At 60.4% G+C, this 22,086-nt stretch carries 21 protein-coding genes; 10 read left to right on the top strand and 11 right to left on the bottom strand.

Annotated elements, in window-relative coordinates; genetic code table 11:
* Nucleotides 1-347: 347 nt before the first annotated feature.
* Nucleotides 348-1,100 carry a biliverdin-producing heme oxygenase gene (locus tag SYN60AY4M2_RS05840; RefSeq protein ID WP_276307359.1) on the top strand — a complete coding sequence of 251 codons (753 nt, stop codon included), beginning with the start codon at nt 348-350 and terminating at the stop codon, nt 1,098-1,100.
* 85 nt (nt 1,101-1,185) lie between these two features.
* On the opposite strand, the gene SYN60AY4M2_RS05845 is transcribed toward SYN60AY4M2_RS05840, so the two are convergent.
* Nucleotides 1,186-1,716, bottom strand: coding sequence for a pentapeptide repeat-containing protein (locus SYN60AY4M2_RS05845; RefSeq protein ID WP_099812490.1), 531 nt, complete (start codon nt 1,714-1,716; stop codon nt 1,186-1,188).
* 140 nt (nt 1,717-1,856) lie between these two features.
* Here SYN60AY4M2_RS05845 and pyrR point away from each other — a divergent pair, with 140 nt between their 5' ends.
* From pyrR to SYN60AY4M2_RS05865, 4 genes are all read left to right on the top strand, one after another.
* The gene (pyrR, locus tag SYN60AY4M2_RS05850; RefSeq protein ID WP_011429314.1) at nt 1,857-2,411 is read left to right on the top strand and encodes a bifunctional pyr operon transcriptional regulator/uracil phosphoribosyltransferase PyrR; all 555 of its coding nucleotides are present in this window, start codon (nt 1,857-1,859) and stop codon (nt 2,409-2,411) included.
* A gap of 57 nt (nt 2,412-2,468) precedes the next feature.
* Nucleotides 2,469-3,428, top strand: coding sequence for a putative 2-dehydropantoate 2-reductase (locus SYN60AY4M2_RS05855; protein ID WP_011429313.1), 960 nt, complete (start codon nt 2,469-2,471; stop codon nt 3,426-3,428).
* 62 nt (nt 3,429-3,490) lie between these two features.
* Nucleotides 3,491-4,045, top strand: a complete 555-nt coding sequence (locus SYN60AY4M2_RS05860) for a metal-binding protein (protein ID WP_011429312.1) — start codon at nt 3,491-3,493, stop codon at nt 4,043-4,045.
* Nucleotides 4,046-4,149: 104 nt separating this feature from the next.
* Complete coding sequence (locus tag SYN60AY4M2_RS05865; RefSeq protein WP_011429311.1) at nt 4,150-5,874, top strand: ABC transporter ATP-binding protein; 1,725 nt, start codon at nt 4,150-4,152, stop codon at nt 5,872-5,874.
* 3 nt (nt 5,875-5,877) lie between these two features.
* On the opposite strand, the gene SYN60AY4M2_RS05870 is transcribed toward SYN60AY4M2_RS05865, so the two are convergent.
* From SYN60AY4M2_RS05870 to SYN60AY4M2_RS05880, 3 genes are all read right to left on the bottom strand, one after another.
* Nucleotides 5,878-6,789, bottom strand: a complete 912-nt coding sequence (locus tag SYN60AY4M2_RS05870) for a PfkB family carbohydrate kinase (RefSeq protein WP_041438075.1) — start codon at nt 6,787-6,789, stop codon at nt 5,878-5,880.
* 9 nt (nt 6,790-6,798) lie between these two features.
* On the bottom strand, nt 6,799-7,662 hold the full coding sequence (locus SYN60AY4M2_RS05875) for a M48 family metallopeptidase (RefSeq protein WP_011429309.1): 864 nt from the start codon (nt 7,660-7,662) through the stop codon (nt 6,799-6,801).
* A 198-nt stretch (nt 7,663-7,860) separates the two neighbouring features.
* Nucleotides 7,861-8,232, bottom strand: coding sequence for a hypothetical protein (locus SYN60AY4M2_RS05880; RefSeq protein WP_143597300.1), 372 nt, complete (start codon nt 8,230-8,232; stop codon nt 7,861-7,863).
* A gap of 192 nt (nt 8,233-8,424) precedes the next feature.
* On the opposite strand from SYN60AY4M2_RS05880, the gene treY reads away from it, so the two are divergent.
* Nucleotides 8,425-11,226 carry a malto-oligosyltrehalose synthase gene (gene treY, locus SYN60AY4M2_RS05885; protein ID WP_099812492.1) on the top strand — a complete coding sequence of 934 codons (2,802 nt, stop codon included), beginning with the start codon at nt 8,425-8,427 and terminating at the stop codon, nt 11,224-11,226.
* 5 nt (nt 11,227-11,231) lie between these two features.
* Here the strand turns inward: treY and tpiA are convergent, their stop codons facing one another.
* The 3 genes from tpiA to SYN60AY4M2_RS05900 all read right to left on the bottom strand — a co-directional run bounded on the left by tpiA (nt 11,232) and on the right by SYN60AY4M2_RS05900 (nt 13,496).
* Nucleotides 11,232-11,999: a triose-phosphate isomerase gene (tpiA, locus tag SYN60AY4M2_RS05890; RefSeq protein WP_011429306.1), complete on the bottom strand. Its 768-nt coding sequence runs from the start codon at nt 11,997-11,999 to the stop codon at nt 11,232-11,234.
* A 92-nt stretch (nt 12,000-12,091) separates the two neighbouring features.
* Nucleotides 12,092-12,811, bottom strand: coding sequence for a hypothetical protein (locus SYN60AY4M2_RS05895; RefSeq protein ID WP_099812493.1), 720 nt, complete (start codon nt 12,809-12,811; stop codon nt 12,092-12,094).
* Between the two features lie 7 nt (nt 12,812-12,818).
* Complete coding sequence (locus SYN60AY4M2_RS05900; RefSeq protein ID WP_011429302.1) at nt 12,819-13,496, bottom strand: hypothetical protein; 678 nt, start codon at nt 13,494-13,496, stop codon at nt 12,819-12,821.
* A gap of 123 nt (nt 13,497-13,619) precedes the next feature.
* Between SYN60AY4M2_RS05900 and SYN60AY4M2_RS05905 the strand changes: the two genes are divergently transcribed.
* Nucleotides 13,620-14,003, top strand: coding sequence for a hypothetical protein (locus tag SYN60AY4M2_RS05905; RefSeq protein ID WP_011429301.1), 384 nt, complete (start codon nt 13,620-13,622; stop codon nt 14,001-14,003).
* A gap of 92 nt (nt 14,004-14,095) precedes the next feature.
* Here SYN60AY4M2_RS05905 and SYN60AY4M2_RS05910 read toward each other — a convergent pair whose 3' ends face one another.
* Complete coding sequence (locus SYN60AY4M2_RS05910) at nt 14,096-15,211, bottom strand: aldo/keto reductase (RefSeq protein WP_099812494.1); 1,116 nt, start codon at nt 15,209-15,211, stop codon at nt 14,096-14,098.
* Nucleotides 15,212-15,220: 9 nt separating this feature from the next.
* Nucleotides 15,221-16,510, bottom strand: coding sequence for a cysteine desulfurase (locus tag SYN60AY4M2_RS05915; protein WP_011429299.1), 1,290 nt, complete (start codon nt 16,508-16,510; stop codon nt 15,221-15,223).
* A gap of 168 nt (nt 16,511-16,678) precedes the next feature.
* On the opposite strand from SYN60AY4M2_RS05915, the gene SYN60AY4M2_RS05920 reads away from it, so the two are divergent.
* Together SYN60AY4M2_RS05920 and SYN60AY4M2_RS14220 are read left to right on the top strand one after the other, a co-directional pair.
* Nucleotides 16,679-16,897 (top strand): hypothetical protein, encoded by a 219-nt coding sequence (locus SYN60AY4M2_RS05920; RefSeq protein ID WP_099812495.1) that lies wholly within the window; start codon nt 16,679-16,681, stop codon nt 16,895-16,897.
* 149 nt (nt 16,898-17,046) lie between these two features.
* Complete coding sequence (locus tag SYN60AY4M2_RS14220) at nt 17,047-17,316, top strand: chlorophyll a/b-binding protein (protein ID WP_240527747.1); 270 nt, start codon at nt 17,047-17,049, stop codon at nt 17,314-17,316.
* A 177-nt stretch (nt 17,317-17,493) separates the two neighbouring features.
* Here the strand turns inward: SYN60AY4M2_RS14220 and SYN60AY4M2_RS05930 are convergent, their stop codons facing one another.
* Nucleotides 17,494-18,645 carry a glucose-6-phosphate dehydrogenase assembly protein OpcA gene (locus SYN60AY4M2_RS05930; protein WP_099812497.1) on the bottom strand — a complete coding sequence of 384 codons (1,152 nt, stop codon included), beginning with the start codon at nt 18,643-18,645 and terminating at the stop codon, nt 17,494-17,496.
* Between the two features lie 119 nt (nt 18,646-18,764).
* Nucleotides 18,765-20,363, bottom strand: coding sequence for a glucose-6-phosphate isomerase (locus tag SYN60AY4M2_RS05935; RefSeq protein ID WP_099812498.1), 1,599 nt, complete (start codon nt 20,361-20,363; stop codon nt 18,765-18,767).
* A 185-nt stretch (nt 20,364-20,548) separates the two neighbouring features.
* On the opposite strand from SYN60AY4M2_RS05935, the gene ribD reads away from it, so the two are divergent.
* Entirely contained in the window at nt 20,549-21,658 is a 1,110-nt protein-coding gene (gene ribD / locus SYN60AY4M2_RS05940; RefSeq protein ID WP_099812499.1) for a bifunctional diaminohydroxyphosphoribosylaminopyrimidine deaminase/5-amino-6-(5-phosphoribosylamino)uracil reductase RibD, read from the top strand.
* Nucleotides 21,659-22,086: the final 428 nt, after the last annotated feature.

Below are 22,086 nucleotides of genomic sequence, written 5' to 3' on the forward strand. Positions count from 1 at the left end.
AGCCAGGGGCGATCCCCAACCTGCCTTAAGGATTGTTCACATCCATTCACACTTAAGCAGATTATTCTAATCATTGACCGTTGGGAAGTCAGCCGCTGCTCCGACTCCGCTTGCCGGTCGTCAAAGGGCTTGGAAAAGTGGGGTGGGCCTGGAGGCTAGGTCAAGTCGTTGGAGGGCGCGCTCAGCCTGGTGGAGGTCTGGTCTGCGTCGTTCCCCGGCAGGATCCACATCCATTCAGATGAGAAGGGGTTGAAGTGGGGTTACACAGCCTCTGGGGCCAGGGCGACCTTTATTGATGTTTTTGAAAACAGCTCACACAAGCAGCCGTTTTTGGCGAGGAGGATTTTGTGAGTCAAAGTCTGCAACAAAAACACCAGCATGCCAGCCTCTCGGTTCAGTTGCGGGAGGGCACCAAGCAGTCCCACACCATGGCCGAGAATATGGCCTTCATCAAGTGCTTCCTCAAGGGAGTGGTGGATAAAAAAGCCTACAGCCGCTATGTGGGCAACTTTTACTTTGTCTACAGCGCTCTGGAAGAGGGCTTTGCCCAATTGCGAGAGCACCCGCTGGTGGGCCGGCTTTACTATCCCGAATTGTGGCGCAGGGCCAGCCTGGAGAAGGACTTGAATTATTTTGTCGGCCCCAATTGGCGTGCCGTGGTCAAGCCCTCTCCCGCTTGCCAGGTCTATGTCAACCGCATTCGAGAAGTGGTGGAAAAAGACCCGGTTCTGCTGATTGCCCACGCCTACACCCGCTACATCGGCGACCTCTCGGGCGGCCAGATCCTGAAAAACATCGCCCGCCGGGCCATGGGCCTGCCGCCGGGGGAAGGAACGGCCTTTTACGATTTCGAGCAGATCCCCCACGAGGGCAAGTTTAAGCAGCGCTACCGCGCCCAGTTGGACGCGCTGGAGCTGGATCAGGCCACCATCGAGCGCATTGTGGCGGAAGCCAACTACGCCTTCAAGCTCAACATGGACTTGTTCAAGGAATTGGAGGGCAATTGGCTGCTATCCATGGCCCGCTTGGCCTGGAACTCGCTTCTCAGCCAGTTTCGGCGCCCGTCCGCCCGCTCTGAGGCGGCTGCCCCCACCTCCTGAGCCACACCTCTTTGCGGCGAAACAGGGCGTTCCTGGCCTCCCCATCCCCCCTCTCCCTCAGGGGAGAGGGTCCGAGGGTGAGGGATTAGTCGCATCCGAGGGTGTCGCGGGTGGCCCGCCCGGTGACGGGGTTAACGCCGCTGGCCCGTTCGCAGAGGATGGCAAGGGCATCTTTGCGGATCAGGGCGTTGGTGAAATCCGCCCCCTCGATCTCGATCCCTTCCACCCGCGCCAGCCACATCATGCTGTCCTGCAGTTGGGCTTCCCGCAGGTCGGCACCTTGCAAATTGGCCATGTCCAAGGTGGCGCCGCGCAGATCGGCCCCCCGCAGGTTGGCTCTGCTGAGGTTGGCTCCAAACAGATTCGCCCCTGCCGCTTTGACATGGCTGAGATCGCTTTGTCGCAGGTTGGCCTTGAGAAATTTCCAGCCGCTCAGGTCTTGTCCGGCAAAGTTCGCCCCCTGCAGATCCCGCTTGCTGTAGTCTTCTGCCCAGGACGGGGATCCCAAGAGGGCGACACCCAGGCACAGGATCAGCCCGCAAAACACCGCACCCCGCAGGAAAGGGGTCAGCCAGGACAGTCTCACCAAACCAGAAGCCGGCCAAGCAACAGACATCGCAGATCCCTCCAGGAAACCTCCACGGCTTTGGGATTGCTCTTACTTTTATCCTACCGGATGGGGATCCCGCCGGCAGATTGGGCTAATTTGGGCTTTTATAAGCTGAGTCCCAACTGGCGAGGGGGGGACAGGGATCCATGTCCACAGTCGAGGTCTTCAATGCGCAGCAGATAGCGGAGCTGATCGACGCTCTGGCTACAGCAATTGCCAGGGATCACCCCCACCTGGACAGGCTGGTGTTGATCGGCATTCGCACTCGCGGCGTCCCCTTGGCCTACCGCCTGCGGGATCGCATCGCCACCGGCTTCGGGAGCCCACCGCAGGTAGGAGAGCTGGACATCACCTTCTTCCGAGACGACCTGGGCTCCGGCGGCCTGCGCACTCCCAATCGCAGCGAGCTGCCGCGGGATCTGACCGGCCAAGAAGTGGTGTTGGTGGACGATGTGCTCTTCCGGGGTCGCACCGTCCGTGCGGCTCTGGAGGCTCTCAACCACTTTGGGCGACCGGAGCAAGTGCGCCTGGCCGTGTTGATCGACCGCGGCCACCGCCAGTTTCCCATTCAACCAGACTACTGCGGTCACAAGCTAACCACGGCCCCTGAGCAGATCGTCAAAGTGCACCTGCGGGAAACCGACGGCGAGGAGCGGGTGTTGTTGATCGACGCCAAACTTGAGGAAAACAGCAGAGAGTGAGCCTGAGACGCCCCTGGGGTGCGGTATGGTGGGGATAATCTGCCGACTTTTGCCGCTATGGCTGTCTTGCCGGAAACCCGTCGCTACGCTGTCTTGGGCACAGGCGCCCTGGGAGGGTTTTACGGGGCAAAACTGCAACAGGCTGGCTTCACGGTGCATTTTCTCTTGCACAGCGACTACGACCACGTGCGCCAGAAAGGGCTGTGGGTAGAGTCCTGCTGGGGCGACTTTCACTTACCCCAGGTAAATGCCTACGCCGCCGTGGAGGAGATGCCCGTCTGCGAAGGGGTGATCGTGGCCCTGAAAGCTACCCAAAATCACCTCCTGCCACGGTTGCTGCCGCCTGTGCTGGCGGACAACGGCGTGGTGATCCTGCTGCAAAACGGCCTGGGGGCGGAGCCGGAGATTGCCAACTGGGTTGGCCCTGAGCGGGTGATCGGCGGGCTGTGCTTTATCAGCTCCAACAAAGTCGGCCCCGGCCACATCTGTCATCTGGATTATGGCTCGGTGCTGCTGGCGGAATACGGCCCCGGCTATGCGCCCCAGGGGATCACGCCTCGCCTTCAACAAGTTCAAGCAGATTTTCAGCGGGCCGGGATCCCGACCTCTCTTTCTCCGGATCTGATGTTGGCCCGCTGGCAGAAGTTGGTCTGGAACATTCCCTTCAACGGCCTCTCGGTGATCTTCAACGCCGATACCCAGCAAATGATCCGCGACCCTGAGGCCCGCGCTTTGGCGGAAACGCTGATGCACGAGGTGATCCAGGGGGCTGCCGCCTGTGGCCGCCACCTCCCGCAGACCCTGATCTCCGAGATGCTGGCCAGCACCGAGAAGATGGCCCCCTACCGAACCAGCATGAAGATCGACTACGAGCGCAAGCGTCCCCTGGAACTGGAGGCTATTTTTGCCAACCCGCTCCGCTATGCCCAGCAAGGCGGGATTCAGATGCCGCGGGTGGAGATGCTCTACCGGCAGTTGCAGGTGTTGGATCGCCTCAATCGAGGGATCCCGGCCTGAGGGCAAGCTTTTTCCTTCTCCTGCGGCTAGACTCAGCCGCAGCGGAGCGCTGCGCTGGCTTCATGCCTCTAGGATCCACCCACGATCGCATCACCCTCTGGACAGCTCCCGGCGTCACTTTGGCAGCCGGCCTGTTGGGCAACAGCGCTGCCGTAGCTCTGGCCGTGGGATCCGCCTATCTCTTCAGCGGCCTGATGTTTTCCGGGGATCTGGACACTGACTCTCGCCAGTATCGCCGCTGGCTGTTCCTGCGCTGGATTTGGCTCCCCTACCGCCGCTGCCTGCAACACCGCTCCTTCTGGTCCCACGGGCCGATCGTCGGCACTGCCCTGCGCGTGCTCTACCTGGGCCTGTGGGTGGCGGGGGTGGGCCTGCCGGGGGCTTGGCTGGGATCCCGCCTGGGCTGGTGGCAGTGGCGGCCCTGGGCCTGGCGCAACCACCTCTGGCAAGGGTTGCATGCGCACGCAGAGACGCTGCTTTGGGTGGGCATGGGGCTGGAGCTGGGTTCGCTGAACCACAGCCTCAGCGATTGCCTGGTCTCCCGCTGGCGACGTTGGCGCAGACGCCGTCGAAGAAGGGGATCCCCCCTTGCCAGGTATGGGCAAAAGTTAGGCTAGCCAGAGCCGTCTAAGAGACAACCCCGCTGGCCAGGGATCCCGGCAGCAGCTTGTGGCCCGATCCGGTAAGCTGAGTGGGGCAGAAGCCCTTTCTTCTGAGATCTGTGCATCCGGGTCGTAGCTATCGCCGCCTTTTTCCCTTCATTCGGCCCCACCTGTGGATGTTGCTGCTGGGGCTGGCCTGTACCCTTGGCTTTGTCCTCACTATGCCTGCCCTCGCCTACTTGATCGAGTGGGTGGCCCGCTCCATCGGCGCGGGGGATCTGGGGCAACTGCGGATCTTGGCCTTGATCGGGGTGGTGTTTTTTCTGGTGCGCGGCGCCTTCCAGTACGGCCAGGACACCCTTATGGCCAAGGCCTCTTTGCAAATGGTATTGGAATTGCGGCAACGGCTCTACGCCCATTTGCAGGGGTTGGATGTGGACTACTTTTCCGGCAGCCGCACCGGCGACCTGGTCTACCGCCTCACCGGCGATCTGGATCGGGTGGGCGAAGTGGTGCAGCGCTTTTTCCACCGCTTCATCCCCAGCGTGCTCACCATCTTGGCGGTAGTGGCCTACCTGTTCTACCTCAACGGCATCCTCACCTTGACCACCCTGGTGATTGCCCCCCTGATGGGCGCCTTGATCAGTTGGTTTGGGGAGCGGCTGCTGCTGCGCTCCCGCCTTAACCAGGAGAGCATGGCCGACCTGTCCTCCCTTCTGACGGAAGCCTTTGCCGGCATCAGCCTCACCCGCGCCTTTGCTGCCGAGGACTACGAGATCCGCCGCTTCAGCGCCATGGCCGAGAACAACCGCCTGGCCCGCTTCCAAACCGAACAGGTTAAAGCTATCCAAGACCCGGTGGTGGGCTTTCTGTACGCCATGAGCGTGTTGGGGGTGTTTTGGGTGGGGGGCTGGCAGATTAGCAAGGGCAACCTGACCGGCAGCCAGTTTCTTGGCTTTATTGCCGGGGTCGCCATGCTGATCGACCCCATTGTCCACATCACCAACAACTACAGCGAGCTGAAACAGGGGGAAGCCTCGGTGGAGCGGATCTTCGAGCTCTTGGATACCCGCTCCCGCGTGCGGGAGCTGCCCGGCGCCCGCCCCATGCCGCCCATTGAAGGCTGGGTGGAGTTCGAGCAGGTTTCCTTTGCCTACAAACCAGATCAGCCGGTGCTCAAACAGATCAGCTTCCAGGTGGCCCCCGGCGAGATTGTCGCCCTGGTGGGATCCTCCGGCGCCGGCAAATCCACCCTGGTCAACCTGATCCCGCGCTTCTACGATCCCCAGGAAGGCTGCATCCGCATCGACGGCATCGACATCCGCACCGTCACCCTCAAGAGCTTGCGCCGCCAGATCGGCATCGTGCCCCAGGAGATTACCCTGTTTTCCGGCACCATCGCCAGCAACATCGCCTACGGCCAAGAGGACTTTGACCTGGAAGCAGTGCGGCAGGCGGCCCGCGTGGCCAACATCGACAGTTTCATCGAGAGCCTGCCCGATGGCTACGCCACCCGTGTTGGAGAACGCGGAGTTACCCTCTCCGGCGGCCAGCGGCAGCGGTTGGCCATTGCCCGCGCCGTGTTGCTCAACCCCAAGATCTTGATCCTGGACGAGGCCACCTCTGCTTTGGATAACGAGTCTGAGGCCTTGGTGCAGGAAGCTCTGCAGCGGTTGATGCAGCGCTGCACGGTTTTTGTGATCGCCCACCGCCTTTCTACGGTGCGCAGCGCCCATCGCATTTTCGTCCTCGAGCAGGGGCAACTGTTGGAGGAGGGCAATCATCGCGAGTTGCTGAGCAAGGGGGGGCGCTACGCCCAGTTCCACTGGCGCCAGTTCCAGTAGCTTCTACAGCCCCCACGCTTGCCGGAAGGGGCGATAGAACGCCGGATCTGGGGGGGCGCCCCCCGCAACTCCACAGATGGCCGCCGCAAACTCCACCGCCCGTTGCAGCAACACCGCCTCCGGCCATCCTTGCAGCAGGCCCAGGATGGCCACCGCGCTAAACCCATCCCCTGCCCCCACCGTATCCACCAGCCGCGGCACCGGCACCGGCTCCCCCCGATACACCCCCCTACCGGTGAACAGGAATGCACCTGCCGCCCCCAGCGTTAGGAACAAGCCCCTCAGGTTCAACCGCGCCCGCAAGGCCTGCCCCTGTTCCTCCACCTTGCCGGCGGGGATGCTTTCTAACTGCACCACCTGCTCCAGCTCCTCTTGGTTCAGCTTCAGCCAAGCGCAGGTGCGCAGCATTTCCCGGACGGGGCCTGGGCGCCACCAGGGATCCCGCAGATTGAGGTCCAAAAACACCGGACAGCCCAAAGTGGGAAGGGTCTCCTGAAAATGGCGATGGGCTGCTTCTCGACGCGCCGCCAAGCTGCCCCGGTAGATCAGGCTGGGGCGGAGGGCTTGCAGAGCTGCCCTGTCCAACTGGATGTAGTCGTAGGCTTGGTCGGGCAAGATGGCGAAGGTCGGAATCCCCTCCCCATCCAGCGTGACCCGGACTTGGCCGGTGGGGTGAAGCGGATCCCGCTGCAGCCCTTCCAGACGCAGCCCCTGCCGCCGCAGCGCCGCCAACAACTGTTCTGCCGCCTCATCTTGGCCGACGCGGCTGAGCAAGACGGGATCGGATCCTAGCCCTTTGAGGTTCCAAGCCACATTCAAAGCCGCACCGCCCAGCACCACCTTGTCTGGGAAACAATCGAAAAGGGTCTCCCCCACAATCAGGGGGAGGCCAGAGGTCACTCCGAGGGAAGCCATCCTGGCCTCTCAGGCAGCAGTCGAGCCGTGCTGCTCCAAAATTTGCCGGTAAGTGTTGCTGCGGAACCAGCGCTCAATTTCCCGAGCTCGCAGCACCGGCAGCGGGTGGGTGCGCCCAATGGTCTGCATCTGCTTCAGCTCAAGCTGCCAGAGATCGTCGTCCAGCTCCTCGTAGGTGCGGGCCTGCTCCAGAAAAGCATCCACATTGAGCTTGGCGGCCAACTGCGGCGAGCCGCCGCACAGCTTCATTAGCACCGAGATCACCGTTCTTGCGTCCTGGGTAACCAGCAGCGCCGCCCGGTCGCAGGTAAACTCGGCACAGCGCAGCCAGTGCAGCAGTTGATCTTGCAGCGCTTGATAGAAGAGCCCACCGAAGGGGAGCAAACTGGTCGAGAGCATGAGAAGGTTGGCCATCGTCAAGTAGACGCCGTGGTTGCACTTGAGGTGGCCCAGCTCGTGGGCGATCACGGCTTGAATTTCCGGCGGCTCCAGCAAGTCCAGCAGGGAGCTGTGCAGGACGATAAAGGGCTTTTTCCCCTGCATGGCAAAAGTGTAAGCGTTGGGCACGGGATTTTGGCGCACGTAGAGCTGGGGCACTTCCAGATCTAGAATGCGACAGGCCTGCACCAGAAGCTGGTGAATTTCCGGCAACTGGTGCTCGTTGATTTGAATGCTCGAGGCGATGTTATCCAGATAAAAGATCTCCCCTGCCGTCGAGCCGAGCAAATTCTGAATCAGCAGGCCCAGCCCCGGCACCTGCTGCAGAGAGCGGGTTGCCTGCAGATCCACAGGATGGCGAAAATGGTCAGCCCGCAGGCCCAACAGGATGCGGGGCTGGCGGGGAAGGGTTGGCGTGGATGGTGTAGAGGACATAGGAGGCCGTAGAAAAACGCTTAGGGTCGCAACTCGTAGGGCACAAACTGAGGCAGGCGGTTTAACAAAAATAGCCGCTCCGGCGGGGGATCCGGCAGCACCGGCTGATAGGAAAACCCCAGGGGATCCTCCCCAAAAGGGATCTGCCAATAAACGACATGATTCCCGATGCACGGTCCACCGGTAACCAGCCGCCCATTATCGGCGATAGAGCCGCTGCTGGCTCTCCGCCGAGTCTAGGGTCTTCTGTAGCCGTCGCGCCAAATCCGCCGGTTGAGAAGTGGCGTAGGCCTCTGCATCCACCGGCGTCACTGTCGACGGCAGTTGCCCATTGAGAAGAGTATGGGCTGGCAGAGGAGCCACCAAGGGATCCGGAGTGGGAGGAGCAGGGATCTCCAAACCGACCTGGGGCTGGGAGCTGCTGGCCTGCAGCAAAATCTCCTCCAGACGTTGCTGCACCAGACGCAGATGGGCAGAGGCAGCGGGAGTGGGCAGGGTGAAAACCGGTTCGTCCCCCACCCGCAACTCCCCTTGGGCAAAGCTCAGGTCGCTCCCAGAAGTGCCGCTCAAGAGAAAAATCGTTGCCCATCTCGCCGCCGCCTGGTTTAGCATCGTTGCTTGCCCTTTGGCGCTCTTGTGCCCCTGAACACCTATCTAGGGTTTTGCCGATCTTTATGCGGGACCTCCCGATCTTAGCCGCTACCCTGGAAACATCCCTTCTGGTCATGGGCTGAGCCACCTTGTCGTCGTTTTGAGGTCGTCATGCGGATCCCGACTTCCACCTATCGCATTCAGTTTCACGCTGGATTTGACTTCGAGGCAGCGCGGCAAATTGTCCCCTACCTGAAGTTGCTGGGCATCAGCGATCTATATGCTTCCCCCATCTTTCAGGCCCGCAAGGGCAGCACCCATGGCTACGACGTCGTGGATCCCAGGCAGATCAACGTGGAGTTAGGGGGGAGTGAAAAGTTTGAACTCTTGTGGGAAACCCTCAACCAGCAGGGAATCGGCTGGATCCAAGACATCGTGCCCAACCACATGGCCTACGACGGCCAAAACCAAATGCTGATGGATGTTTTGGAAAGCGGGCCTAACTCAGACTTTATCGACTACTTTGACGTGAATTGGGATCACTCCTATCTGGGGATCAAGGGCAGAATCCTTGCTCCCTTCCTGGGCGACTTCTACAACAAGTGCCTGGAGTCAGGCCAGATTCAGCTACGCTATGATGCCGACGGCCTGAGCATTAACTACTACAACTTAAGATTTCCTCTCAATATTGACACCTATGCCGATGTTTTTACCTATAACCTGGGCAAGTTGCGGCGGAAACTAGGGCGCAGCCACCCCGACTATGTCAAACTACTCGGGATCCTCTTCAGCCTCAAGTTTATTCCTAGCAAAGAGGATCTCCTAGAGCGCACGGATCAAATTAGCTTTGCCAAGCACTCCCTCTGGGAGCTCTACACCTCTAGCCCGCATATTCAAAGCTTCTTTGACGAGAACATCGCCATCTTCAACGGCAAGCCCGGGGATCCCTCCAGCTTTGACTTGTTGGACAGCCTTTTGGCACGGCAAAACTTTCGCCTCTCCTTTTGGAAGGTGGGTGCTGAGGAGATTAATTATCGTCGTTTTTTTACCATCAACGATCTGATCTCGCTGCGGATGGAAGATCGCGAAGTATTTCGCAAAACGCATCAGCTCATTCTCAAGCTCGCAGAACAGGGGCGCTTCACAGGTTTACGCATCGACCACATCGATGGCCTATTTAACCCAGAGGAGTATCTCCACCGTCTGCGAGAACGCTGTCCAGATCTCTACATTGTGGTAGAAAAAATACTAGAAGCTAATGAGAAGCTACCTCAGCAATGGCCAGTTCAAGGCACAACGGGTTACGACTTTTTAGCTAAGCTTAATGGCATCTTTTGCCAATCGGAGAATGCAGAAGCCTTCAGTGCTCTTTATCAAGATTTCACCAACCTGCAACAGTCACCAGAACAGGTTATCGAAGATAAAAAACGGCTGATTATCGAGCGCAACCTGGCAGGGGACATGGACAACCTTGCTTTTTTGCTCAAGCAGATTACCAGCCATCACCGCTATGCCAATGACTTCACCCTCTACAGCTTGCGCCGAGCCTTGGCAGAGGTTTTGGTGTGTTTCCCAGTTTACCGAGTCTACATCCACGAAGGGATCCTCAGCTCAGAAGGTCAACAGGCCGTCCGCCAAGCTGTAGAGAAAGCTAAGGAGAACCTGCCCATTTTGGTTAACGAGCTGAATTTCCTGCAGCGCTTTCTCTGCCTTGAGTTCCCCGAAAACGTCTCAGAGGAAGAGAAAAACGAGCAAATCTACTTTGCCATGCGGCTGCAACAGTTGGCTGGCCCTCTCATGGCCAAAGGGGTAGAGGATACGGCCTTCTACGTTTACAACAGGCTGCTATCCCTGAACGAAGTAGGTGGGGATCTATATCGTTTTGGCATTTCTGTCCAAGAGTTCCATCGCTTTAACCAAGAACGAGCAGCCCAGTGGCCCTTCTCAATGAATGCTTCCTCCACCCATGACACCAAACGCGGCGAGGATGTGCGGGCCCGCCTGAATGTGCTCTCGGAACTCCCCGCTGAATGGGAGAAGCACATTAAACTCTGGCATGAGTTGAATCTTGGCTACAAAGTTCGCAGCAAGCAAGCGAAGCGTTCGGAGCTGCCCGATCGCAACGACGAGTATTTTCTTTATCAGACTTTGATCGGCTCCTATCCTTTTCAACCAGAGGAAGTTCCTACCTTTATCCAGCGAGTTAAAGACTACGCCATTAAAGCAGTTCGGGAAGCTAAGGTTCATACTGCTTGGCTTCGCCCCGATACCGAATACGAAGAAGCTACCCTTGCTTTCATCGATCAGATCCTGCGGCCCTCAAGCCCCTTCTTGGAGTCTTTCCTGCCCTTTCAGCGCAAAATTGCCCACTTTGGCATCTTTAACTCTCTCTCTCAAACCCTGCTGAAGCTCACCAGCCCTGGGATCCCGGATATCTACCAGGGCACGGAGCTGTGGGATCTCAGCATGGTCGATCCCGACAATCGTCGGCCTGTGGACTTTTCCCGCCGCCTGGCTTACCTCGAAGAAATTCAACGGCGAATCAAGCAGGATCCCCTGCAACTTATCCAAGATCTTCTGCTTCACCGCCACGACGGCCGCATTAAGCTGTTTCTCATCCATCAGGTGCTAAAGGCCCGTCAGGAACAGCCGCAGCTATTTCTGGAAGGCAGTTATATTCCCCTGCAGGTGAGCGGCTCCTATGCCAACCATGTCATTGCTTTTGCCCGTCAGCACGACAAACAAGTCGTCCTGGTGGTGGCGCCCCGCTTCCTAACCTCCCTAATTTACCAGACGCAGGATCCCTTGGGGGACGCTGTTTGGAAAGACACAGAAATTCAGCTGCCGCGCTGGAAGCGGCTGGAGTGGGTCAATGGCCTCACCCAAGAAGGGATCCCTGCCGGCGACACCTTGTCGGTGGGCGCCGTCCTCAAGTCTTTTCCCGTGGCTCTACTGTGGGGGCAATCTCGCTGAGGAACCTAGGGAGCCGCTGCTGCGGCAGGAGTCAGGGCCTGGAAGTTGACAATGCGGGCAAACTCTTGGGGATCGAGGCTGGCCCCTCCCACCAGTACACCGTCAATCTGCGGCTGGGCCATCAGCTCGTCGATGTTGCTGGCTTTGACCGAGCCACCGTAGAGGATGGGCAGGTGGTCGGCGCCCAGATGCTGGCGGATAAGGCCGATGACGCGGTTGGCCTCGGCGGCTGCACAGGTTTTCCCCGTGCCAATGGCCCAGATTGGCTCGTAGGCAATCACGAGGTTGCGCAGATCGATCCCCGGCAAGGCGCGATCCAACTGTCCCACAATCCAAGACTCGGTCAGGCCTTGCTCCCGCTGTTGCAAGCTTTCCCCCACACAGAGGATGGGGGTGAGCCCGTGCCGCTGGGCCGCGGCCAAGCGCCGGTTGACGGTTTCATCGGTTTCGCCAAAGTACTGCCGCCGTTCGCTGTGGCCGACGATAACGTAGCGCACCCCCAGCTCTGCCAGCATGGGGCCGGAGATCTCTCCCGTAAACGCCCCTTGATCCTCCCAGTGCAGGTTCTGGGCTCCCACAGCCATGCCGGATCCCCGCGTTTCTTCTACCACCACGGCCAGGTCTGTGAAGGGCACGCAGAGAATGATCTGCCGCTGCGGCCTCACCCCTGCAGACGAGGCTTGCAGGGCTGGACGAAACTCGCGCAGAAACTGGCGAGCCTCAGCCTGAGTCTTGTGCATTTTCCAGTTGCCGGCAATGAGGATGGGGCGCAAGATGGATCCTCCCTAAGCGACACAACGATGTAGTCAACCGCTGGGATCCCGAGCCTGGGGGATCCCGAGCTTTTTTCGTATGTCACAGTGTATCAGCAAGAGGTTTCAGAAGAGGGCGAGGGAGGTTGTTGACACCGCTCCTCCAAGCTGGCCGCAAGGGCAGCTAGGCAGTCTTGGAGGGGGGATCCCTGCTCTAGGTGCCGGACGGCAACGGCATAGGCTTCGGGGTGGGCTTGCAACAAGGCCCGGCTCTGGCGCAGAAAGCGGTTGATGTAGGCCCTCATTTGAGCCGCAGAGGTCAAGGGCTGGGCTGCTGAGATCCCTGCCAGCAGCTTGGCCAACTGTTGTCTATCCTCCTCATCTCCCACCACTTGGCCATATTGGAGAGACTCCGCGGCAGCCCCTGCCATCCAAAACAGGCTGTAGCGCTCTAGATCTGCCCAGGGGATGCCCCCCTGGGCTTCCCAGGTGCGCATGGGGGCTTGATCCAGCTGCACTCCCCCGTAGCCGGGGATCCCGTGTCGGAAAGCCTGCCAGGGGCCCAGCACGTAGCCGCGCAAGGGGATCCCTAGCAGGTGGGCCACCACAATGTGTCCTGCCTCGTGGCAGATGACCCGCCGCCGATAGGCTGGAGAAGCCCAATCCAGCAGCGCGCCCAGCAACCCCGAGAGCCGCCCCCCAAAGGCCACCTGCTCGACAATCACCAAGCCCACCATCCCAGCCAAAGGCAGAGCCAACCGCGGCCCCAGGGCTGCCGACACCACCAAGGCCGCCACGATCCAAGCTGCGCGGGTGATTCCAGCCTCTGACATAAGGTTTCTATGCCTTCGCCTCCGGTCCTAGCTCGAGCGCCAGCAGCTCGTCGGCCAACTCCAAAAACGCCTCCCGATCCAGATAGGAAACATCTCCCACCCACTCCCCTAGCTTGACCACGTAGACTTCGCTCAAGGTCGGTCGGCGCCGCAGATCGCGGGAATAGGCCTTCACCAGCGCCAGCACCGATTGCTTTTTAACAATTCGCCGGTAGCGGGGATCGTCCCTGGCCCGCACTCGGTAGAGAACTCCTGTTTCATCGCCAATTTCCATCTCAAACTGGCGCTCGCGCACTTCTTCAATATAGAGTTGCCCCTCTTCATCCACCTTTTCCCGCTCTTCCACCACCACCTCGTAGCGGCGGGTGCTCAACACCTGGCCAAAAAAGAGCCCTCCGTAAGGGATCTCGCGAAAGGCTAGCTGCCGGCGGGAGATGGTGTAGAGGGGCCCCCAGAGGAAAGGGTAGAGCAACGAGAGAAACCCCGCCAGAAAGGAGACTGCCCCCAAGAAGGATCCCTCGCCAAAAGCGCGAGACAGCACCAGCAGCGCTACGCCCACCAAAATAGCTGTAATGATCCGGCCTACGCTCTTGAGGGCATCGCTCCAGTAAGCTGCGTACTGGAGCCGCGTCGGCACCAGCGGGATCACCGCCTCGCACTCTTCTGGGGTAAGCTCCAACAACATGCACTGAGATCCTCAAAACAGCCAACTCCGCCCCTTTACCCGCTGAGGGTGGGCCAGACCCCATCTTAGTAGAATGAGGCAGGGAAGCTCTGCTACCCTTGCTGCTCCTTCTAAGTGCTGCCCATGGTGCCCGGATCCCAGTTTGCTTCGACCGTCAGACAGCAGGTGGCCCAGTTGGACGAGGGATCCCGACGGGACAAGGCGTGGCTAGGAGATGCGGTGCTGAGCCTCTTTGCCCGCCAGTGGCTGCTCGGCCCGCCACCCGACTGGCAGGTGCCTTCCCCTCCCGGCTGCGATCTTAGCCGCGCGGAACTCTTCACCTGGCTCACCTCCAACCAATTTTTGTCGGCTCTGCGGGATCCCACCCAGGTGGAGGCAGAAATCGGCCTTATCTACGAAAGAGAAGGCCTCCCGGCAGCCTTTGCCTACATTCAGGAACAGCTCCTGCCTCTGTTTGTTAGACAGGTACACAACCGTGCCAAAACCCTGCGCAGCAAGCGGCGCTAGAGCCTTGAACTCCGGAGCAGCAAGAGGCTTCCCCCTAGCTGGCTCTCCTGGCCAAGATTTTCACCCCCCTCACCCCCTGGGAGAAGGGGCCCTTACTCCCACAGCCGCCGGATGGGAGAGCGGTGCAAAAGGCGGTGGGTTTCGGCCAACAACTCCGGGATCGGCAGGTGCTGCGGACAACGGGGCAGGCAGTCGCCGCACTCGCTGCAGCGGTCGGCAGGCACCCCTGGGAACCAGTGCCCTGCCTGGCCGAACATGTTGTAGCGATATTGGGCAAACTCGGTCATCTCGTGGGCGAGAGCCAAGTTGCGCAGCCGCAGCACCTCTGGGATGTGGATCCCTTCGGGACAGGGCAGGCAGGCGTAGCACTGGGCACAGCGGCTGGAGCCCAGGCGTTCCTGCTCCGCTTGATGCAGCCGCTCCTGTACCTGCAGGCCCTCCGTCCACCAGCGCTCGGGATCCTGCAGGGCCGCCAGGGCCGTCTGCAGCTCGTCGGGATGGGTAATGCCCAGGCTGAGGGTGTGGATGCGGGGATCCGCCAGCAAAAATCGATAGGCAAACTCCAGGGGGCTAAAGGGCGCACAGCTCTCCCGGAGACGCTGGGGCGGGCGATAGAGCATCCCCCCTTTGTCGGCAGGGGAGATGATGAACACCCCCATATCCTGCTGGGCTGCTGCCTCCAGGGCCGCGGCATTGCGCTGCTGGAAAAAGTGGTAGTGCAAATTCACAAAGTCAAACTGGCCCCTCTGGATGGCCTGCAGGATTAGCTCCAGGGATCCATGAGTGGAAAAGCCGATGTAGCGCACCAAGCCCTCCTGCTGCGCCTGCCGCAGCAGCGGCAAGCCCTCCTGCAGCACCCACTCCAGGTGTTCGGGCAGGTTGATGCCGTGGAAGGCAAACTGATCCAAATACTCCACCTGTAGCCGCTGCAGGGATCCCTCCAGCCGTTCCCGCAGCCTCTCGCCAGGCGTGAGCTTGGTGGTCAGGATCAAGCGCTGCCGCGGCACCGCCAGCTTCTGCAGGATCTCCCCCAAGAGCACCTCGGCCTGGCCATAGGCCTGCGCCGTTTCGATGTGGTTGATCCCTGCTTCTAGCGCCGCTGCCACCGTGGCCTGGGCCTGCTCCGGCGGCACATGGACTAGGCGCATGCTGCCCAGGGAGAAAGCCGACATAAGCTGCTGTGTGCGCCCAAAGCGGCGGTAGAGCATCTTCCTCGGCTACCCCAAGGCCTCCCTGAAAAACGCCACCGCCTCCGCCAGCACCTCCAGGAAGCGATCCACCTCGGCCAAGGTGTTGTAGAGGTAAACGCTGGCCCGCGCCGTCGATTGCACCTGCAAGTGGCGATGCAGCGGCTGGGTGCAGTGGTGGCCGGCCCGGATGGCGATCCCCTGCTCATCCAGCAGGGTGGACAGGTCGTGGGGGTGGATGCCCTCCGCCGAAAAGCTGACCAGCCCCGCCCGCCGCGTCGGGTCCTTGGGGCCATAGATTGTAATGCCTGGAATGCGCTGAAGCCCTTCTAGGAGGCGAGCGGTTAACTTTTGCTCATGGGCATGCACGCGCTCCAGACCGATCTGGCTTAGGTAATCGACGGCTGCCCCCAGACCCACCGCTTGGGCAATGGCCGGCGTGCCCGCCTCAAACTTGTGGGGGATATCGGCGTAGGTGGCGTGATCCCAGTACACCTCGGCAATCATCTCGCCCCCGCCCAAAAAGGGCGGCATGGCCCGCAGCAGCTCCCGCTTGCCGTAGAGCACCCCGATCCCCGTGGGGCCGCCCATCTTGTGCCCAGAAAAGGCCAGCCAATCGCAGTCTAGGGCCTGCACATCCACCGGCATGTGGGGCACGCTCTGACAGGCATCCAGCAACACCTTGGCCCCACAGCGATGGGCTAACTCAACCACCTCCCGGACAGGGTTGATGGATCCCAGCATGTTGGAGACGTGAGTTACAGCCACTAGGCGGGTGCGGTCGCCCAGCAAAGAGCGGTAGTGCTCCAAATCCAGCTCGCCCTCGGGCGTGATCTGGATAAACTTGAGGCAGGCCCCCGTCTTTTGAGCCACGAATTGCCAGGGGATCAAGTTGCTGTGGTGCTCCATCACCGACAGAATAATCTCATCCCCCCGCTCTAGGGTGCTCATGCCCCAACTGTAGGCCACCAGGTTAATGGCCTCGCTGGCGTTGCGGGTGTAGATGATCTCTTGCGGGGAAGGCGCGTTGATAAAGCGGGCAATCTTCTCCCGCGCCCCCTCGTAGGCCTCCGTGGCTTCGTTGCCCAAGGTATGCACTCCCCGGTGCACGTTGGCGTTGCTGTGCCGATAGTAGAAATCCATTGCCTGCAAAACCGCCAGCGGCTTCTGGGAAGTGGCCGCATTGTCAAAATAGATGAGCGGCTGGCCGTTGACTTGGCGCTGCAAAATTGGAAAATCCGACCGCACCTGGGCAGCTAAGTCGGCAGCAGCGTCAAAAGCCTGGTCCAGCTTGGGGGAAGAAAGAGAGGATACCGCCATAGTCTGCGCAGAAGCCTACCTCCCTCAGTATGGCATCGCTCTGGGCACCCCTCGGCAAACTCCTTCCCTCTCGCCAGGGATCCCTACCTCCCCTCGCCAGTCGGAAAAGTTGTCAAGAACTGTAATTTTATGTTAAGTTTGTTTACGTACAGTTATGAGGCATTACCTATGCAATCCTCTCCTAGGATCCCTTCTCGCCTGGACTCCGCTTCTGTGGCCCAATACTACGACACCACCAACGACTGGATCCCGGGCTGGACGGAGCAGGCGGAGCGTTGGAATGGCCGCCTGGCTATGGTGGGTTTGGTGATCAGCGTTGCCACAGAGGCGCTGGTGGGTCACAGTGTTTTTGTCACCACTCTCGCTCAGTGGCTGGGACTGCGATAGTTGAGAACATCTGAGTTTTACGCAAGCATCAGGTCGGGCGTTCTGTCTGGGGGCTGCCCGATCGGCTCGCTACCCAGGCTATTGACTGTTTCACTGAACCCAACAGGCCGATGATCCTCGACAACCCTTTCTTTCCTTACATTGCAGTTATGGTGAGCGGGCTGGTGGCTGCTGTTGCCCTCGGTTCGATGGCTTTCTTCAACTCCAAGCGTCCTGCGGGCTGGGAGGGTGCTGCTCGTCCGCGATACGTGCCTCAGTATGGGCAAGAGGGCGAGGCTCCGCCCGAGTGGGAAATTGGGTGGACGGAAAAGGCCGAGCGCTGGAACGGGCGATTGGCCATGCTGGGGTTTGCCATTAGCATTGCGGTGGAAGCCCTGGTAGGTCACAGCGTGCTGGCCTCCGTCCTGGGGCTGCGCTGAGCTGGCTTCGACAGTGGATAGGCGGATCTGGCTAGCTTTCTTGGGCCGATTTGTCGGGATATCCCGAGAAGCCTAGGTTCTCGTCTGTCAAGCGCTGGGTTGGGGTCTTCGCTTCCCTGCATTTGAACGCGAGACAGTATCCGTCTCCCCAAGATTGCCAACAACGAAATCGAGATTCTACCCCAGCGCTCCGCTTTTCTTTAATTTGAGGATCTGGGCCACCACCCCTAAGGTCTCTTCGTAAAGATAGTTGGGGCCAGGCCGCTGCAACTCGGCAGCTAGCAGCGTTTCCAAGGACTCCTGCTCCAGGGGAGCCACCTGGCGAACCACGCACCTCTGGGCACCTCCCATGGCTTCCATGCGCATGCACCCTGTGGTTTCTGAACAGAGCACGGTGCAGGCGTCGGCTTCCTGGTTGCTGGAGGTGAGGCGCAAGCCGATGAGATCTCCCGCCTGGCTCATCTCCGAGACCAGGGGCACGGCAGCCAATTCTGCCCTCACCTCGCCTCCCGCTTGGGTTTGGAAGCGGATGCGGTCGATCTCGTAGTCGTGTTCCCAAGTCTGGGCCCGCTCGGTGGGCGTCCACCCCAGCCGGCTGGCCAGCCAGCCCAAGAAAAGGAGGGCCTGGCAGGGGTTGCCAGCTCTGTAGTCAATGGTTACTTGATCTATCCAGGACAGAGACTCTCGCCGATCTGGGGGGTCGAAGGCTTGGGCGGTGAGTTCCTGCCAGGGCAGCAGCCGTCGCCAGTTGAGATCCCCGCAGTGGTGCCCCTCGCTGATGAGGAGATGAATTTCCTGCAGGTCTTCTTCTGGGTTGACAAAGCCCCGCGAGTCGACGATGACGCGGTTGCTCAGGGCTACCAGCTTTTGAAACAACAAGCTATTCAAGTCTAAGTTCCCTTGCCACCACAGGAACGTGGGCAGGTTGGGGATCAACAGCGAGGCGACAGTGCTGCAAGCGCGCACAAAAGCCGATTCCGGCGCTTTCAGGGTGATGTACTCACAACACACCAGCGAGCTGCGCTGCTCGCGGGTCACCGGGCAATAGGCCGCCACCTGGGCCTCGATGGCGTCGTCTGTGGCTCCCTCCCGTTTGGCCCTTAGGTCGATGACGCGGCAGGGGTTCTGGGTGGCAATGGCTTCGACGGTGGGGGAAGGCAGCAGCAGGGCATCGTCTAGCGACTCATACACCACCAGGGTAAAGGTGGCAGCCCGGGCGGCAACGCTCTCTCCCTTGGAGGACCAGATCTTGTTCAGCTCCTGCTCAATGTCCTCGATGGAGACATCTTTTGGGGTTTGTAAAGGCAGGACGGCGGCAGGTTGGTCCATAGTCTCCTCCTGGAGTAGCCTCTTGCTCGATTCTAGGCAGACAGGCCGGCTGCACAGGAGGGGTTTAAGGTAAGGTACAGATTGGTCAAACCTCTCTTCAGGTTGCCTCTTCTATACTCTCAGGCCGGGCGCGGCTGGATGCTTAGCTCCAAGGGTCGGCCAGGATCCCCCACAAGCACTAGACTGCGGCCATTGGCTTGCAGATGCCGCACAATCCAGTACAGGGTCTCGATGCGCTCTGGGCAGCCCAGTTTTTCCGCCAACTGGGGCAAGGTCAGGGATCCCTTTTGCTCTCGCATCACCTCCAGCACCTGGCGCTGGAGCTGCAGGACGGCGCTGGCCGCTTTCTTGCCTGCTTCCACCCCCGGCTGGTGGTAGGCGTTGACCTGGATTAAAGAGGCGTAGAGGCCCACTGCCCGTTCGTAGAGGGCAATCAGGGCCCCCACGGAGCGGGCGTCCACCCGCGGCAGCGTTATGGTGACGGAGTCGCGCCCGTTTTCGTAGAGGGCTTGGCGGGTGCCCTGCAGCAGGCCATCCAGATAGTCGCCGCTGGTTACCTCGGGCTCTACGAAGGGGGAAGGGATCCCCGGCTCGCGATCCTGGAGCACCTCGATGAAGGTGACGAAGAAGTTGTTGAGGCCGTCCCGCAACTGCTGCACGTAGGCGTGCTGATCGGTGGTGCCCTTGTTGCCGTAGACGGTTAGGCCCTGCTCCACGCGGTTGCCCTGCAGGTCGTGGGACTTGCCTAGAGATTCCATCACCAACTGCTGCAGGTAGCGGCTAAACAGCGCCAGGCGGTCTTTGTAGGGTAAAACCACCATATCCTTGCGCCCTCGCCCCTCGCCGACGATGTACCAGGCCATGGCCAAGAGGGCGGCAGGATTGCGCTCCAGATGGGGTACGCGGGTGGCTTTGTCCATGGTGGCAGCTCCGGCCAGCAAAGCCCGGATGTCGATCCCCTGCAACGCTGCCGGCAGCAGGCCCACCGCGGAAGTTTCCGAGGTGCGCCCCCCCACCCAGTCGAAGATGGGAAAAACGGCTAGCCACCCCTCCTGCCGCGCCTGCTGCTCCAATTGGCTGCCGGGGCCGGTGATGGCCACTGCATGGGCAGAAAAGGGGATCCCTGCCTTCCGGTAAGCCAGCTCCACTTCCACCAAGGCGTTGCGCGGCTCGGGCGTGTTGCCGGATTTGGAGGTGACAACCACCAGGGTTTGTCCCAGTTTGCCGGCCAGCCGTCCCAGCACCCGGTCAAACCCGTCCGGATCCGTGTTGTCGATGAAGTGAATGTTCAAGGGCGGCTGCAGCGGAGCCAGGGCCTCCGCCACAAATTGTGGCCCCAGAGCCGAGCCGCCAATGCCAATCCAGAGCAGCTCGGTGAAACGCCCTCCCCCACTGGCTGGGATCGTGCCGCAGTGGATCTTCTTGGCAAAGCTCTCCACCTGTTCGAGGCAGTCTTGAATTGCCTGCCGAATTTCGGCGCTAGGAGCCAGCTCCGGCGCCCGCAGCCAGTAGTGGCCCACCTGGCGGCCTTCGTCGGGATTGGCAATGGCCCCGGCTTCTAGGGCCTGCATCTCGGCAAAGGCGCGGGCAAAGGCAGGCCGCAGCGCTTCCACCTGAGCGGAAGTAAAACGGATGCGGCTGATATCAACAAAAATTTCCAGCTCGGGATGGTAGTAGAGCCAATCGCAGTAGCGCTGCCAAAGTTGAAGGCTGTCCATGGGATCCCTTCTGCCAAGGCCGTAACCAGCTTACCAAAAACGCCCTCCAGCTCCTGGACGGGCCAGCGGGTGAAGTCGCCAACAGCGCCCAGATCCGTCGCGCACTTGAAGGGAACGGGTCGGCTTTTGTTCCCCAGATGGCAAGGCTAGAATCCAGAGCAACTGTAGCTTGATCCCGGCCCCTTATGAACTCGGATCGGCAATGGATGGAACGGTGCCTGTCCTTGGCCCGCTCCACACCGCAGCGCCCCTCCCCTAACCCGCGGGTAGCTTGCGTTATTGTCCGGGGGGATCAGGTGGTGGGGGAAGGCGTTCATCCGGGAGCCGGCCAGCCCCATGCCGAGGTGTTGGCTTTGCAACAGGCGGGATCCCTGGCCAAGGGCGCTACCCTCTACGTCAACCTCGAGCCCTGCAACCACTACGGGCGCACCCCTCCCTGTACCGAGGCCATCCTGGCTGCCGGGATCCGGCGGGTGGTGGTGGGAATGCAGGATCCCAATCCCCTGGTGGCCGGCAAAGGGATCCGCCGCCTGCAGGAGGCAGGGGTTGAGGTGACGGTGGGGGTGCTGGAGCAGGAATGTCAGGAGCTCAACGAAGGCTTTGCCTTCGCCATTGTGCAGAAACGGTGTTTTGGCCTGCTCAAATACGCCATGACCCTAGACGGCAAGAGCGCCGCCGCCACCGGCCACAGCCGCTGGATCAGCAATCCGCTGGCGCGAGAGTGGGTTCACCGCCAGCGGGCCTGGCACGATGCAGTCATCGTGGGCTCCGGCACCGTCTGGCACGATAACCCCCACCTTACCTGCCGCCTGCCGGATTTTCACGGATCCCAGCCCCTGCGAGTGGTTCTCAGCCGCTCTCTGAATCTGCCCCCGCTGGCCCACCTGTGGCGAGCGGAGGAGGCGCCAACTTTGGTGATTACCGAGGCCACTGAAGCCCATCCCCTCTGGGGATCCCTGGCCAAGCAAGGGGTGGAGCTGCTGCACCTGGATCAAGTAACCCCGGCTCAAGCGGCGCAGGTTCTCTTTGAGCGAGGCTGTCTGAGTGCCCTCTGGGAATGCGGCGGCACCTTGGCCTGGGCAGCCCTTAAAGATGGGGCCATCCAGAAGGTGGCCGCCTTCATCGCTCCCAAGATCTTGGGCGGGGCCGACGCGCCAACCCCCGTAGCAGGAGAAGGGATCCCGGATGTGAACCAAAGCTGGCAACTGTTGGAGCCGCAACTGCAGACTGTGGGGGATAACTGGTTGATAACCGGGAAGATCCTCCCTTCTGGCGCCGACGACTCCGGTGAATGATTTGTTCTCGATGACTCTCAATTGTCATCCGAGAGAGTTTTAGGTTTTTGAACGAACAAAATCATATCTGCTTAAGGTAAACGAGTATACTGCTCAGAAAGAATGTGGCGTTTCTGAAAAACAGGGATCGAAACTGAGCTAGCCTGTGATAGGCTACTGGTGCCCTCTAGAGCTTGCGGTTCAAAGGAATATAGCCCACAGAAAAAACCTTACCTGAGTAAGGTTTCAGCTCGTGTGACGATACGGGTTTTGCCCAAGCAGGCTGTAACTGCCATTTTGCCAAAAGCCACCCGGATCATTGAGCTCCTCTGGGGTGAGCCTTGAGAAAGCGACAACAAAGGGCTGTCCTTCTTGTCCAGTCTCCTTTCGTTGCCTGCCCGGCGAGCTGATTGAGAACTTTCCCCTCTCATTTCCCAGTACAAATCTTG

Origin of the sequence: Synechococcus sp. 60AY4M2 (assembly GCF_002760375.1) — a bacterium.
Lineage (GTDB): Bacteria > Cyanobacteriota > Cyanobacteriia > Thermostichales > Thermostichaceae > Thermostichus.